Below are 14,543 nucleotides of genomic sequence, written 5' to 3'. Positions count from 1 at the left end.
CCGCGGGCTTCGCAGGCTCGCGAGGCGGCGGGTCGCGGGGCCCGGGGTCAGCGGGCCTGCCTCGCGAGCCTCTTGGCGATCTTCTCCGCGTCCAGGGCCATCTCGCGGAACATGCCGCTGATCGGATTGGTGAACCCGGTGAAGTACAGGCCGGGCGCCTGATGCGGTGTGCGGCCGCCGTGCACCACCGGCCTGCCGCGTGCGTCCAGGACGCCGAGGTGTCCGACCAGCCCCTCCAGTGCCCGCCGGTAGCCGGTCGCCGCGATCACCGCGTCCGGCGTGATCCGGGTCCCGTCCGCCAGCACCACCGTGTCCTTGTCGAACGAGCCGACCGTTGCCACCGGTACCACCCGGCCGTCCCGCACCGCGTCGATCAGCCCCACGTCCTGGACCGGAATGGCGCCGTCCTTGACCCGTGAGTACAGGCCCGTGTCCGGGCGCGGCAGCCCGTGTTCGGCGAGGTCGGGCACGGCTGCCCTGGCCATCAGCCGGCCGGCCCGGTCGACCAGCCGCACCGGCAGTCTGCGGACCAGGATGCCGGTCGCCTGGGCGGGCCAGCCCGCCGTCGAGCGGCGCACGATGTGCGGAACGGTGCGTACCGCGATCCGCACCCGGGAAGCGCCGCCCTCCACCAGGTCCACGGCGATCTCCGCCCCCGTGTTGCCGATGCCGACGACCAGGACGTCCTTGCCCGCGTACGGGGCGGGGTTGCGGTAGTCCGAGGCGTGCACCAGTGCACCGGTGAACGTGTCGCGGCCCGGCCAGTCCGGGACCCGCGGGGTGTGGTTGTGGCCGGTGGCCACGACCACGGCCCGCCCGGTCAGTACCCGTCCACCGGTTGCGGTCAGCTGCCAGCCGGTGCCGTCCGCCGCCGGGTCGATCCGGGACACCTCGACACCGGTCACCACCTCCAGCCCGTGGTGCTCGGCGTACTTCTCCAGATAGCGCACCACGTCGTCGCGGGAGACCCAGCGCCCGAACCGGCGCGGCATCGCGAGCCCCGGCAGCGCGGACCAGCGGCGGGTGGTGTGGAGATGCAGCCGGTCGTAATGACGGCGCCAGGAGGCGCCGACCTTCTCGGACTTCTCCAGTACGACGGCCCGCACGCCCTGCGCGCGCAGGGCGGCCGCGGCGGCGAGACCGCCCGGGCCGCCGCCTATGACGTAGACGGGCCGGTGTTCCGTGGTGGCGGTGAGCGCGGAGCTGGGGTCACCGGCGGTAGAGGTGCTGTCGGACATGGTTCGGAGCGTAATCGCGTGCTTACTTGATGGGTCTCGGTCAAGATCGGAATCGATTGCGAATTGATCACGGGTGTGTGCCTTTGGTCCGCGTTCTGCGCACCTCTTGTGCAGCGGTGTCCGATCAGGTGAACTGACGTACCGTCAGATTCCTTGAGCGGGAGGCGCCCTGATGCAGACGATCTGGCTCGGCGGAGCCGAATGGCTCGCCGTTCTCCGTGTAGGGCTCGGCCTCTGGTGGCTGGAGAGCTGGCGGCACAAGGACAAGAAGGGCTGGTTCGAACGCGGTACGGGCATCGCCTGGGCGGCGGACGTCGCGGGCAAGCACCGGTGGGCGGCGGTACGCACCGGCTTCCAGCGAGTCGTCGCGCCCCGCCCCAAGGTCATGGCCTACGTCGTCGTCTACGCCGAACTCGCCCTGGGGCTCGGCCTGGTCGCCGGCTTCCTGACGCCCGTCGCACTCGTCGGCGGACTGCTCCTCAACCTTCTCTACCTGGTGCTGATGATCCACGACTGGGCCGAGCAGGGGCAGAACGCGATGATGGCGCTGATCTCGATCGTCGCCCTCTTCGCGATGTCCTGGCAGGTCTGGTCCCTCGACGAGGCGATCGGACTCTTCCGATGACCCCGGCCACCCCCCGCTTCGACCTGCCCGAACCGGACGACTTCACCCGCCCCTACTGGGACGCTGCCGCCGAGGGCCACCTGCTGCTGCGCCACTGTCACGCCTGCGACAGGCCCCATCACTACCCGCGCGAGTTCTGCCCGCACTGCTGGAGCGAGGACGTCACCTGGGAGCGGGCGAGCGGCCGAGCGACGCTCTACACCTGGTCCGTCGTCCACCGCAACGACCTGCCGCCGTTCGGCGCCCGCGTCCCGTACACAGCGGCCGTCGTCGACCTCGCGGAGGGGCCGCGCATGATGACGGAGATCGTCGACTGCGAGGAGTCCCGCCTCGCCATCGGCATGGAACTCCAGGTCGCCTTCCGGCAGGAGGAGGGCGGCGAGGCGGTACCGGTCTTCCGGCCGTGAGACGGCCCCGGCTCCACCGCTCACCCGGCACGACTCAGAAGGACCTGCTGCGCCGCCGTGCGCGCCGCAGCTTCCACCGCTCCCAGACGTTGGGGTGGCGGATGACCACACCACCCATGCCGGCCGTGCCGGTGACGCGGATCAGCGGGGTGCCCGGACGCCTTTCGTCCCTGGTCCGGTCCTTGAAGCCGCCCAGGCCGGGATCGACCTCGTCGGTCTCCGCGGCCCAGCCCGCCGGGATGATGATCCTGACCCCGCCCATCTGCCCGTTGACCTCCAGCTCGATCTCGCGCAGCCGGCAGTCGGTCAGGGTGAAGTCGAGCTTGGCGCCGCCCATGCCGCCGTCCACGTCGATGTGCGCGGGGACCTTCCAGCGCCCGGTGCGCACCGCGCCGTGGATGCCGCCCTTGAGGACCAGCGGCTTCCCCACGTCCTGCGGCGCGGGCCCCAGATCGGCGGTGAGGGGCGCCAGCTCGGCGTAGGTCTTGGCGACCAGCGCCTGGCCCAGCCGGGTGTCCAGCTCGTCGAGGTCGATACGGCCCTCGGCCGCGGCCTCCCTCAACTGGTCCACCACGGCTTCACGGTCGGCGTCGGAGGCGCGCAGCCGACTGACGGAGTTCGGGGGCTCGGCGGTCATGCACCTGATGATACGGAAACGCTCAGAGTCCGGGCGCGCCCCAGACGGGGAACCACCGCGCGAGATCCTTCTCCACCCGCAGGTCGTCCCCGAGTGTCGCTCTGATCTGCAACTCCAGCTGGTTGTCGCGCCTTTCGGCGCCGTCCCCGGTCGGCGCGAAGGGGTAGAACGTGCCGCGTTTGTAGAGATACACCAGCGCCAGCGACCGCCCCTCGCCGTCCCGGAACCCGATCAGCGAGCAGAGCAGCTGCGGGCCGAAGCCGCCGTCCTGGAGCAGCGTGTTGACCGCGTGCAGATCGTTGACCAGGGCGGCCACATCGTCGGGTGAGCGGCGGGAGAGCAGCCAGGTGTAGCCGTACGTGTCCTGGCTGAACTCCACCGGGATGCCGCCCCGGTCCGTGTCCGCGTCGAGCAGTTCCTGTACGTCCCGCCGGATGCGGGCAAAGGTGCCGCCCTCCACGCCTGCGAAGCAGACCGAGCCGAGTCCGGTGGGGGTGAAGCCGGCGCCCGCCTGGAGGGTGAGGGCGGCGGACGGTACGGCGAAGAGCTGGTCGAGGTCGGGGCGGACCGGTTTGCTGCGGCCGAGGATGGTGTCGAGAAGACCCACTGCGGACTCCGTGGTTCCTTACGGGCGGGCGAGTTCGGCGGAGATGCGGGCCAGCTGGTCGAGGCGCTGCTCGAGGGTCGGGTGGGAGGAGAGCAGCCGGCTGAGGCTCTCCTTCGAGGAGAACGCAGGGACGAAGTAGAAGGCGTTGTACGGCTCCGCCTTCCGCAGGTCCTCCGTCGGGATCCTGGCCATCTGACCGCTGACCTTGGTGAGCGCCGAGGCGAGCGCGGAGGGGCGGCCGGTGAGGAGGGCGGCGGCGCGGTCGGCGGAGAGCTCGCGGTAGCGCGAGAGCAGCCGGGTGAGCAGGAAGCTCAGGCAGTACACGACGGCGCTGATCAACGGGATCAGCATGATCGCGATGCCTACGGGGTCACTGCCGCGGTTGCGGGAGAAGCCGCCCCAGAGGGCGACGCGGGTGACGATGCCGGCCAGGACGCCGAGGAACGAGGCGATCGTCATGACGGCGACGTCCCGGTGGGCGACGTGCGACATCTCGTGTGCGAGGACGCCTTCCAGCTCCTCGGGTTCGAGTCTGCGCAGGAGCCCGGTGGTGGCGCAGACGAGTGCGGTCTTCTCGCCGCGGCCGGTGGCGAAGGCGTTGGGTACGTCCGTCCGGGCGATGGCCACCCGGGGTTTCGGCATGTCCGCCAGGGCACAGATCCGGTCGATGGTGCCGTGCAGCTCGGGTGCTTCCTCCGGGGTGACCTCGCGGGCACCCATGCTGAATGCGGCGATGCGGTCGCTGAACCAGAACTGGGCGATGAACAGACCGCCGGTGAAGATCAGGATGATCGGCCAGGCGCCCCGCAGCACCGCGAGGAGCACGCCCACCAGGACCACGTACAGCAGTCCGATCAGGAACATGGTGGTGACCATGCGCGTGGTCAGACCGTGGTCGGGGGCGTAGCGGGAACGGGTTCGTGTCATGGAATGCCTCCAGCAACTCACCTGTCTCCCATAGTGCTCCTTTCCGGTGGGAAGCCGATAAGCCGGATGAAGCCGGACGGAACGAGTGAGCCGGATGCGCCGGAGGGCCGGTCACGGCCAGAGCAGCTCGCGCTCCCACGCCCCGCCGTCCCGGCGGTAGCGCAGCCGGATGTGGCGCCTCCTGGCGTCGCCCTGGAAGAACTCGACCTCGTGCGGCTCGACCACGTACCGCGTCCAGCTCGCCACGTCCGCATCCGGTTCCGCCTGCGCCCGCTCCCAGGCGGCGTCGGAGGCCCGGCCCAGCGCCTCGTAGGAGCCGAGCACCTCGCTCTGGTGCCCCACCAGCGCCGAGGCCAGCGCCCCGGTCGAGCGGGCGTGCAGGTCGGCCCGGCTCTCGGCGGGGGTACAGACGGTGACGGGCCCTCGTACGCGCACCTGCCGGCCCTGCGCGGGCCAGTAGAAGCCGAGCGCCGCGTACGGGCGGGTGGCGAGCTGGCGGCCCTTCGCGCTGGTGGCGTGCGTGGCGAAGTGCCAGCCGCGGTCGTCCGCGTCGTGCAGCATCAGCGTCCGTAGGTCCGGGTGTCCCTCGGCGTCGACGGTGGCCAGCGTCATGGTGTGCGGCTCGGCCTGCCCGGCGGCCACCACCTCGGCGAACCAGGCGTGGAACAGGGGGAGCGGGGCGCGGGGCGCGGCGGCGGGATCGAACGAGGGCAGCTCGACGTCCCATACGCGCTGGGCGTGCAGGAGGTCCCGGAAGGTGCGCTGGGCAGAGGTCGGTGCATCCGTCATGCGGCCCCATCATGCACGCCGGACGGCCCACAGGGCGCCGGCCGGCGGTGGGAAGCCGGGCGACGCCCTGTGCGGTGTGTGCTCAGAGCGGGAGCACACGGTCATGCGGTCGATCGTGCGGCCGGAGGGCCGCCAGGCCTCAGTGGGCCGGGGCGTACGCGGACTTCGGGTCCGGGCCGTGCGCGTTGTCGCTGCGGTCGCCCTCGAGGCACGTGAAGACGAGCAGCGTGATCGGGCCCACCAGCGGGATGATCGCGAACAGCAGCCACCAGCCGGAGCGGCCGGTGTCGTGCAGGCGGCGGATGCTGACACCGAGGCTGGGCAGCAGGACGGCAAGGCCGTAGAGCGCGGTGATGATCGGCAGCGTGCCGAGCCCCGCGTCGAGCACCACCGCGACGATGATGGCGATGTAATTGAAGAGCGCGTACATCCAGTACTCCTTGCGGCGCGCACGGCCGCTGAACACCGCGTACTTCTTCAGAACATCGAGATACCAGTGCATGTGTCCCCCCAAGGACGGTGGAGAGGCTCGCCCTCGTTGGACCGAGCCCTGGAACGCCAGAACTTAAGTGGCTTGAAGTGCCCGGGTCAAAAAGTTATCAAGAGAGCGCTCTCAGGCAGTGCCTGTCGGGGTGCGGGCTCCTCAGCCCCGCCCCAGCACCACCGTTCCCGACGAGCAGAACCAGCCACCCGTCCCCGAGGCCACGGCGAGCTCGGGAAGGCTGCCGTCAGCCCTTCTGACCTGCCGCTTCCCTGCCTCGCCCCGGAGCTGGCGGACGGATTCGACCAGGAGGAAGAGCCCGCGCATCCCAGGATGGCAGGCCGAAAGTCCACCCCCGTCGGTGTTCACCGGAAGTTCGCCGGACCGACCGATACGGCCCTTCTCGACGAACGCGCCGCCCTCGCCCTTCGCGCAGAAGCCCAGGTCTTCCAGCGTCACCAGCGTCATGTACGTGAAGGCGTCATAGATTTCGGCCAGGTCGATGTCCGCGGGCCGCACCCCGGCCCGTTCGAACGCCAGGCGGCCCGAGACCGCGGCGGGGGAGACCGTGAAATCCTCCCATTCGGACATCGTGGCGTGCGAGACGTGCTCGCCCGTGCCGAGGATCCACACCGGGGCCTTCGCCGTGTCCGGCACGTACTCCTCGGCGGCCAGCAGCACCGCACAGCCGCCGTCGCTGCGGATGCAGCAGTGCAGTTTGGTGAACGGGTCCGCGATCATCGGGCCCGACAGGACGTCGTCCACGGTGATCGGGTCGCGGAACATCGCGTCCGGGTTGGCCGCCGCGTTCGCGCGCGCCTGCACGGCGACCTCGGCGAGCTGCTCCAGTGTCGTCCCGTACGTGTGCATATGGCGGCGGGCGGCCATCGCGTACTTGGTGATCAGCGAGTGCCCGTACGGCACTTCGAACTGGAGGGGGCCGCGCGAGCCGAACGACAGATTCGACGTGCGCCGCCCGGCTCTGATGTCCGCGCGCGCCGTGGACCCGTACACCAGCAGCACGGCGTCGGCCCGGCCGGCCGCGATGGCGTCGGCGGCGTGGGCGGCCATCACCTCCCAGGTCGCACCGCCGACCGCGGTGGAGTCCACCCAGGTGGGCTTCAGGCCCAGATACTCCGCGACCTCGACCGGGGCGAGCGTGCCGAGTCCGGCGGAGGCGAAACCGTCGACGACCGAGCGGTCCAGGCCCGAATCGGCGAGCGCCCGGCGGGCGGCCTGGGCATGGAGCGCGTACGGAGTGGGGCCGTCGACGCGTCCGCAGTCCGCGAGGGATATGCCGACGACAGCAACCTTGCGCGGGGGAGAGGCGGGTGAGGAAGGCATGCATCTGACGGTATATCAGATGTGGCGACGGGGGCGGGTGGGCGGATGCGCGACTCTGGGTTTCTCGCACCATCACGCCTAGCATGACGGCCCGTCAGATCAGAGGCCTACGGCCCCTGAGGGGAAGGAGCCCGACGATGGACGCCACCTTCACCGCGGAACAGGACGAGATCCGCCGCACCCTGCGCGAACTGCTGGCCAAACGCTGCGGACCCGGCGAGGTCAGGAGCGCCGTACGGACCGCGCACGGGTACGACGCAACCCTGTGGCGGCAACTCGCCCAGGAGCTCGGGCTTCCCGGTCTCACTCTCGCGCAGGAGTACGGAGGGGCCGGCTGCGGCCCGGTCGAGCATGCCATCGCCTGCGAGGAGACCGGCCGCGCCCTGCTGCCGTCCCCCTTGCTGGCCACCGCCGCGCTCGCCGCACCCCTGATCGCGGCAGTCGGCACCGAGGCCCAGCGCGCCGCCCTGCTGCCTCGCATCGCCGCAGGCGAACTGACCGCAGCCCTCGCCGTCCCCGGCGGCTCCCTGTCCGCCGCCCTCGGTCTCACCGGCGACACCACCGGCGGAGCCTGGGCGGGCGGCGGCCGGGCCGGCGGCGTACAGGCGCGGCAGGGCGCGCAGGGGTGGCGGCTGTACGGCGAGGCCGCGCAGGTCCTCGACGGACACAGCGCAGGGCTTCTGCTGGTCGCCGCCCACGCAGGCGGCTTCCCGTGCAGCCGTACGCTCCTCTTCCTTGTCCGTGCGGACGAGGGGACCGGGCTCGTCCGCACCCGGCAGACCTCGCTCGACGAGACCCGGTCGCCTGCCCGCGTCGAACTGCGCGACACAGCCGCGGAACTGCTCGGCGCGGACGACACGGCCGATGTGGCCGGCCCGGCGGGCGCCCTGGCCGCCGTCGGGCGCACGGCCGCCGTCGCACTGGCGGCGGAGGCCGTCGGAGCGGCGTCGGGCGCACTCGACCGGACCGTCGCACACGTCAAGGCGCGCGAGCAGTTCGGCCGTGCCATCGGCTCCTTCCAGGCGGTGAAGCACCGGCTCGCCGATCTGTACGTACGGGTGCAGGCGGCCAGGTCCGCGGCGTACTACGCGGCCTGGGACCCGGCGGCCGGCGGGCTCGCCCTCGCCCAGGCGCTGGAAGCCCTGCGGATCACCACCGCCGAGGCCGTCCAGCTGCACGGCGGGATCGGATTCACCTGGGAACACGAGGCGCATCTGTACTTCAAGCGGGCCGCAGGCGACGAGCTGCTCTTCGGGCCGGTCCACCGGCTGCGGGATCACGCCGCCGAACAGGCCGGGCTCTTCGCGCCGGACGTCCGGGGGCGGCGCCGGGGGCAGGGCACGGAGCCGACGGCGCGCGTCGAGGTGGCGGTCTGATGGCGCCCGGCGTCCGGCTGATCCAGAAGGTGTCCTCGACCCGCACCTTCGCCAGGCTCGCCCCGCACGTCGTGCCCGCCATGGACCGCACGGTCCACCGGCTCACCCGCGGCAAGGTGCTGCTCAGCGCGCAGCTGCTGCCGGGCGTGATCCTGACCGTGCCCGGCGCCAGGAGCGGGCAGCCGAGGACCACCCCACTGGCCTGCATGCCGGAGCGGAGCGAGCGCGGTGACCGGTCGTGGATTCTCGTCGGCAGCAACTTCGGCCGTCCGGGTCATCCCGCCTGGACCGCAAACCTGTTGGCCCACCCGGACGACGCCGTCATCAACTGGAAGGGCCACGACATCGCGGTGCGTGCCCGGCTGCTGGAGGGTGCGGAACGGGAGGAGGTGTGGCTGGCGGCGCTGGCGTTCTGGCCGCCGTACGCGACGTACCAGGCCCGGGTGGAACGGGAGATTAGGCTCTTCCGGCTGGAGTCGCGCCCCGGTTCGTGATCCGCGCCCGTCCCGCGCCGGGATACGCCGACGGCGGACCACAGCATGTGGTCCGCCGTCGGTGAGACAGGAAGTATGCAGCCCGGGACGGCCGTGCGGTGCGCGCGGGCAGGGGGTCCGGGGCCGGCGCTACTTGGCCGGCTTCTTTCCGGTGATGCCCAGATGCACCAACAGCGCGAGGTTGGGCCTGAGTTCGGCCTGCTTGACGCCCCAGGTCTGGAAGCCCTTCTGGTGTGAGGCGACCGCGGCCAGCATCGCGACCAGTGAGCCCGCCATCGCCGCGGGGCTGATGTCCTTGTCCACCTTGCCCTTCGACTGGAGCTCCTTCACCGAGTCGGTAAGGGAGTTGGTGACCGAGTTCAGGATCTTCATGCGGATCTTGTAGAAGCGCTTGTCGCCCTCGGCCGCGCCGAGGTCGACCACGCGCAGGATCGCGTCGTGGCGCCGCCAGAAGTCGAGGAATCCCTCGACGAGTTCTTCCGCGGTCTGCCAGCCGGCCTTGCCGACCCAGGAGCGGCCCGAGACCAGCTCGGTCAATGCGGCTCCCTCCTTGGCCATTTCGTCCGCGATCTCGAGGACGGCGCCCTCGACGTCGGGGAAGTACTGGTAGAAGGTCGCGGGTGAAGTCCCTGCCTTCCGGGCGACGTCGATGACTTTGACGTCCCGGTACGGCGAGGAGCTGAGCATCTCGCTGAGGCAGTCGAGCAGCTTCTGCCGCGTCGCCTGTCCGCGTCGACCGGCTACGCGGCCGTCGACGGTGCGTACTTGTCCTGTCATGCCGTCAGCTTACCGAGGGGTGATCCGAGCGCGATTCGGCCGACTGCAAATGGGGAGTTCCCCAGGAGTGGTGGGGTGGTGTGGGGGAGAGTGCCGGATTTCGGCGGATGCGATCCACAGCTCGAATAATGTTATCAACAGCCTGTGGACAACTTCCGTGGATAACTTTCCGGGCTGCGGTATAGGGGCGAATCATCCGCTATCGAAAATATGTTCTGTAGCGCATTCGGTCGAGGCTGTCGTTGCGCGACACGCCCGGCTCGCGGCTACTTTGGGTGTGACGGGCGTCACTGCTACGGAAGGACCCGGGCCCATGGCCGCATTCGCGCCGTCCACGCCGTGCTGGGTGGATGTGCAGCTCCCGGACCTCGAAGCGGGCAAGCGCTTCTACGGTGAACTCTTCGGGTGGACGTTCCGGCCGGGCAAGGACGCGGACACGGACGGCACGTACGCCGACGCTCCGTACGCCGATGCCCTCAGCGACGGCAGGCTCGTCGCCGCGTTCGCCGCCAAGCGGGACGGCCGGATGCCGACCGCCTGGGGCATCTACTTCGCCACCGACGACATCGCGGCGACCGTCGACCGGATCCGCCGGGCGGGCGGCCAGGTGATCACCGAACCCGTACGGGCGGGCAGCGCCGGAGTGCTCGCGCAGGCCGTCGACCCCGGGGGCGCGGTCTTCGGGCTCTGGCAGGCGGGTGTCCGCGGCGGGTTCGAGAAACAGAACGAGCCGGGATCCTTCTGCTGGACCGAGGTGTACACGCGCCGGAAGGATCGCGTGGACGCCTTCTACGAGGACGTGTTCGGCTTCAGCGGGACCGATCTGGGCGGGACGCGTACCGACGATGCCGGCGCCGGCGAGCCGATTACCGGCGAGCCGGACGAGGAGGAGGTGCGTGCCGTCGAGTCCGCCGAGGACGAGGAGGCGCATGCCGTCGAGTCCGGCGAGGACGCGGACGAGGCGCGTGCCGTCGAGTCCGGTGAGGACGAGCCACGTACCGGCGGTGCCCCCGGCTCCGAACCCGGCACGGCCGAATTCGGCGTCGACTTCCGGATGTGGTCCCCGGCGGGGACCGAGCCCGGCCCCGACACCGCGGTCGCCGGGCGCAGCGTCATCACCGACGCGTTCCCGGCCGAGATGCCCAGCTACTTCCTCAGTTATTTCACCGTGGAGGACTGCGACGCCACGGCCGAGACGGTGGTCCGGCTCGGTGGCCGGGTCTCCGAACCGCCCTTCGACATCCCGTACGGGCGGATGGCGGTGCTGCACGACGACCAGGGTGCCGAGTTCGCCGTACTTCAGCCCCTGGTGTCCGGATAGAGGGCAGAGTGACAGGTGACACCCCGATCCGCCCCCGGGTTCGCAACCGTCGCCTCAGCCAGGAACAATCGGGGTGCGCACCGCCGGGTGGTGCCCAGCGGTGAGACCCTGCACAGGGCGGGTTTTTTTGGCGGGCTTCTGTTCCTGGAGCCCGTACGGGGAGGTGGCAGGCAAGTGGTGGAGCAGCTGACGCAGCACGACCCGAGGCGGATCGGCCCGTTCGAGGTGCTGGGACGGCTCGGGGCCGGTGGCATGGGGCTGGTCTATCTCGCCCGCTCGGCGTCCGGCCGGCGGGTGGCGATCAAGACGGTTCGTACGGAGCTCGCCGAGGATCAGCTGTTCCGTGTCCGCTTCACGCGTGAGGTGGAGGCCGCCCGCGCGGTGAGCGGGTTCTACACGGCCGCCGTGGTCGACGCCGACCCGCGCGCCGCCGTGCCGTGGCTGGCCACCGCGTATGTGCCCGCGCCCTCGCTCGAAGAGATTGTGAATGAGTGCGGTCCGATGCCGACCCAGGCGGTGCGCTGGCTGGCCGCCGGGATCGCCGAGGCCCTGCAGTCCATCCACGGTGCGGGCCTCGTCCACCGCGACCTCAAGCCGTCGAACGTGCTCGTCGTCGAGGACGGCCCGCGCGTGATCGACTTCGGGATCGCGTCCGGTGTCTCCAACACCCGCCTGACCATGACCAATGTGGCGGTCGGTACCCCCGCGTACATGTCTCCCGAGCAGGCGCGGGACTCGCGGAGTGTGACGGGCGCCAGCGATGTGTTCTCGCTCGGCTCGACACTGGTCTTCGCCGCGACCGGTCATGCGCCGTTCCACGGGGCCAACCCGGTCGAGACGGTCTTCATGCTGCTGCGGGAGGGCCCCGATGTGGAGGGCCTGCCCGACGACCTGCGGCCCCTGATCGAGTCCTGCATGCAGATGGAGGCGGGGCGGCGGCCCAGCCCCGCCGATCTGCAGGCGCAGCTCGCCCCGCATCTCTTCGCCTCCGGCAGCGACGACAGCGGTACGGCGTCGGCCTGGCTGCCGGCTCCGGCCACCGCGATGATCGAGCTGCGACGCGGCGGGGGACGCACGGCGGCGCCTGTCGCACCGGTCGCCCCCGCTCCTGCCGCTGCCCCCGCGCCCGCTCCGATGCCGCTGCCGCCCGAGCAGCCTCCGCCGGGCGCGGACTGGGAGTCGGCGTGGCGCAGTGGCGCGGACCTGAGATCGCCGTCCCCCGCTCCTTCGGCCGGGCAGGCGCCGGACGGGGGCGGTCCGGTGCGGCTGGCCGGGGCGAAGGTGCCGATCGGGCCGGGGCCGCGTGCCGGTGACGTACGGGCCATGGCCGGCGCCGAGGCCGGTCCCGCGACCGGCTGGGTGCGCCCGCCCACCGGGCTGAACGGAACGGCCCAGGCGGCCGCCCCGCCCGCACCCGTCCCCGCTCCGTCGCACGCCCCCGACGGGTCTCCGGCCGGACCGGAACGCTGGCGCCCCTGGCGGTTCCGGATGTCGAACGACGTGTGGGGCACGCCGGTCGTCGCCGGGGACCTGCTGTACGTGACGTCGTTCGAGGTGCACGCCCTGGACGTCGGCAACGGCCGGCGCCAGTTCAAGACCCGTGACGTGGCCTGGTCGATGACGCTCGACGGCGGCCGCATCCACGGCTCCGACGGTCCTTCGCTGTACGCCCTGGACGCGCTGACGGGCGCCGAACGGTGGCGGCTGCAGACGGACGCCTGGGTGTACTCGCTCAAGGCCGACCGGGGCACGGTCGTCACCGGTACGCGCGGCGGCGGCGTCCAGGCGTGGGAGGCGTCCACCGGCGAGAAACTGTGGGAGACGGGCGGCGTACAGACCGACTTCGAGACGGCGGAGGCCGGACCCGCGCTCCACGACGGCACCGTGTATCTGTGGCAGGACGCCCGGCTGCGCGCCGTCGACGCCCGCACCGGCATCGAGCGCTGGTCGTACCCGATCGGCGACGCGGCGTCCTGCGGCGGGGTGCCGGTCCGGGTGACCCCGGCGCAGGACGGCTATGTGTACATCGCCGCGGGCACCCGGGTCCTCGCCGTCGACATCGCGGCGGGCCGGGTCCGCTGGCACTTCGAGTCGCCCGCGGTCTTCCTCTCCCCGCCCGCCGTCGCACCGGGACCCGCGGTCACGGGCGGCGGGGTGTATCTGGCCGACTACCTCGGCACGGTGTACGCACTCGACGCGTCGACCGGCAAGGACCGCTGGCGCATTGCGACGGAGGCCCGCCCGTCGATCGAACCGGTGCTGGTGTCGGCGGGCAACGTCCACGTCGGCAGCGGCAACGCGCTCTACACGCTCGACGCGGTCACGGGCACCCCGAAGTGGCGGTTCGCCGCGGGCGGCGGGGTCGTCGGCGCCCCGGTCGTGGCCGACGGGCGGGTCCACTTCGGCTCCGCCGACCACGTCCTGTACACGCTGGACGCGGCGGGCGGCCAGCTGCGGTGGAAGCTGGCGACGGGCGGCGAGATCACCGGTTCACCGGTGGTGCAGGGCGGCGTGGTGTACGCCTGCAGCAAGGACCGCTGCGTCTACGCGCTGGACGCGCTGAAGGGGACGGGGACGGGCAACAGGTCCCGGGCGTAGGGGCGGGCGGCGTCCGGGCCGTCCCGTTTTCCGAGGACGAGGCAAGGCACGGGGGCTGCCACGGTCGCCGGGGAGTGCTCCTCCCGGCCGGTCCGGTGTTCGCGTACGCAGTCGTGCGCGGGAGGCATGTCACGGTCGGGGAGGGCGTCGCCCCTCGGGCCCCTCGTCCTGCACGGGGTAGGTCGCCGTGTCCTGGTCCTCGCGGTAGGGGCCCGGACCTGTGTACGGGTCGACCTCCGGTTCCGGCCACGGGCTCGTCTGCACCGACGGCCCCGGCTCCTGCGTGGGCGGCCACGTATCGGGATCCGCCGATCCCGGCGCCGCATACGGCCGGTTCCGGTCCCCGCGGCGGAGGCGACTGCCGCCTGCCCGCCGCCCCGGCATCACGGCCGCTCCGAGCAGCATCAGCGCCGCGCCTCCCGCCGCGTACGCCACGCCCGTCTGCAGCCCGGTCCCGTCCGACGCCACCGTGAGACTTCCGGTGGCCTGTCCCTGCCGCACCATCCACAGCACGGTGAAGCCGAGGACGACCACCCCTGCGAGCGCCACCAGCAGCCTCGACCGCAGCAGCACACCCACCACGGTCACGGCGGCGCCGAACAGCAGCGGCAGCCAGATCGACCCCCAGAGGCCGGGCCGCACACCGGTGATCCCGTTGCTGTCCGCACTGATGCCGTTGACGAGGTCTGCGACCCGGTAATTCCGGCCGAGGCGGCCGTCGTACCAGTCACGGAAGGGGCTCAGCACGGCGGCCGCCGCTCCTGCGAGAGCGACGATCGAGCCGAGGATGTTGCGGATCATCGCCGGCCTCCTGTGGGCGTGCGGATCGCGTTGCGGACCTGCACCGCTCTCGGCGTCGACGCTACGCCGGGCCGTTCACCCCCGCCACCAGGGACGGACCGGCCTGCCGCTACTGTGTCGC

The 14,543-nt window shown here is 71.6% G+C and carries 15 protein-coding genes; 6 read left to right on the top strand and 9 right to left on the bottom strand.

Features of this window, described 5'->3' with window-relative positions; genetic code table 11:
• Positions 1-47: 47 nt before the first annotated feature.
• Positions 48-1,238, bottom strand: a complete 1,191-nt coding sequence (locus tag OG878_RS17630) for a flavin-containing monooxygenase (RefSeq protein ID WP_328887664.1) — start codon at positions 1,236-1,238, stop codon at positions 48-50.
• 172 nt (positions 1,239-1,410) lie between these two features.
• Between OG878_RS17630 and OG878_RS17625 the strand changes: the two genes are divergently transcribed.
• A complete protein-coding gene (locus tag OG878_RS17625; RefSeq protein WP_328887663.1) occupies positions 1,411-1,863 on the top strand; it encodes a DoxX family protein in 453 nt (150 codons plus the stop codon).
• A complete protein-coding gene (locus OG878_RS17620) occupies positions 1,860-2,270 on the top strand; it encodes a Zn-ribbon domain-containing OB-fold protein (protein ID WP_328887662.1) in 411 nt (136 codons plus the stop codon). Before OG878_RS17625 ends, OG878_RS17620 begins: the two co-directional genes overlap by 4 nt.
• A gap of 34 nt (positions 2,271-2,304) precedes the next feature.
• Here OG878_RS17620 and OG878_RS17615 read toward each other — a convergent pair whose 3' ends face one another.
• The 6 genes from OG878_RS17615 to OG878_RS17590 all read right to left on the bottom strand — a co-directional run bounded on the left by OG878_RS17615 (position 2,305) and on the right by OG878_RS17590 (position 7,055).
• A complete protein-coding gene (locus OG878_RS17615) occupies positions 2,305-2,907 on the bottom strand; it encodes a DUF1707 SHOCT-like domain-containing protein (RefSeq protein ID WP_328887661.1) in 603 nt (200 codons plus the stop codon).
• 22 nt (positions 2,908-2,929) lie between these two features.
• The gene (gene pspAB / locus OG878_RS17610) at positions 2,930-3,514 is read right to left on the bottom strand and encodes a PspA-associated protein PspAB (protein ID WP_328887660.1); all 585 of its coding nucleotides are present in this window, start codon (positions 3,512-3,514) and stop codon (positions 2,930-2,932) included.
• An 18-nt stretch (positions 3,515-3,532) separates the two neighbouring features.
• Entirely contained in the window at positions 3,533-4,441 is a 909-nt protein-coding gene (htpX, locus tag OG878_RS17605; protein WP_328887659.1) for a zinc metalloprotease HtpX, read from the bottom strand.
• Between the two features lie 111 nt (positions 4,442-4,552).
• Entirely contained in the window at positions 4,553-5,230 is a 678-nt protein-coding gene (locus OG878_RS17600) for a pyridoxine/pyridoxamine 5'-phosphate oxidase (protein WP_328887658.1), read from the bottom strand.
• 139 nt (positions 5,231-5,369) lie between these two features.
• On the bottom strand, positions 5,370-5,732 hold the full coding sequence (locus OG878_RS17595; protein WP_328887657.1) for a DUF805 domain-containing protein: 363 nt from the start codon (positions 5,730-5,732) through the stop codon (positions 5,370-5,372).
• Positions 5,733-5,873: 141 nt separating this feature from the next.
• The gene (locus OG878_RS17590) at positions 5,874-7,055 is read right to left on the bottom strand and encodes a thiolase C-terminal domain-containing protein (RefSeq protein ID WP_328887656.1); all 1,182 of its coding nucleotides are present in this window, start codon (positions 7,053-7,055) and stop codon (positions 5,874-5,876) included.
• A 137-nt stretch (positions 7,056-7,192) separates the two neighbouring features.
• Here OG878_RS17590 and OG878_RS17585 point away from each other — a divergent pair, with 137 nt between their 5' ends.
• The gene (locus OG878_RS17585) at positions 7,193-8,431 is read left to right on the top strand and encodes an acyl-CoA dehydrogenase family protein (RefSeq protein ID WP_328887655.1); all 1,239 of its coding nucleotides are present in this window, start codon (positions 7,193-7,195) and stop codon (positions 8,429-8,431) included.
• The gene (locus OG878_RS17580; RefSeq protein WP_328887654.1) at positions 8,431-8,925 is read left to right on the top strand and encodes a nitroreductase family deazaflavin-dependent oxidoreductase; all 495 of its coding nucleotides are present in this window, start codon (positions 8,431-8,433) and stop codon (positions 8,923-8,925) included. The genes OG878_RS17585 and OG878_RS17580 overlap by 1 nt, the downstream gene beginning before the upstream one ends.
• A gap of 129 nt (positions 8,926-9,054) precedes the next feature.
• On the opposite strand, the gene OG878_RS17575 is transcribed toward OG878_RS17580, so the two are convergent.
• Positions 9,055-9,702, bottom strand: a complete 648-nt coding sequence (locus OG878_RS17575) for a TetR family transcriptional regulator (RefSeq protein ID WP_277327749.1) — start codon at positions 9,700-9,702, stop codon at positions 9,055-9,057.
• Between the two features lie 313 nt (positions 9,703-10,015).
• Here OG878_RS17575 and OG878_RS17570 point away from each other — a divergent pair, with 313 nt between their 5' ends.
• Together OG878_RS17570 and OG878_RS17565 are read left to right on the top strand one after the other, a co-directional pair.
• A complete protein-coding gene (locus tag OG878_RS17570) occupies positions 10,016-11,023 on the top strand; it encodes a VOC family protein (protein WP_328887653.1) in 1,008 nt (335 codons plus the stop codon).
• Between the two features lie 174 nt (positions 11,024-11,197).
• Complete coding sequence (locus OG878_RS17565) at positions 11,198-13,621, top strand: outer membrane protein assembly factor BamB family protein (RefSeq protein ID WP_328887652.1); 2,424 nt, start codon at positions 11,198-11,200, stop codon at positions 13,619-13,621.
• 129 nt (positions 13,622-13,750) lie between these two features.
• On the opposite strand, the gene OG878_RS17560 is transcribed toward OG878_RS17565, so the two are convergent.
• Positions 13,751-14,422: a hypothetical protein gene (locus OG878_RS17560; protein WP_328887651.1), complete on the bottom strand. Its 672-nt coding sequence runs from the start codon at positions 14,420-14,422 to the stop codon at positions 13,751-13,753.
• Positions 14,423-14,543: the final 121 nt, after the last annotated feature.

Source organism: Streptomyces sp. NBC_00316, from assembly GCF_036158715.1.
Taxonomy (GTDB): domain Bacteria; phylum Actinomycetota; class Actinomycetes; order Streptomycetales; family Streptomycetaceae; genus Streptomyces.
Note: the sequence above shows the minus strand (reverse complement) of the source record. Positions and strands in the feature narration are given on the sequence as shown.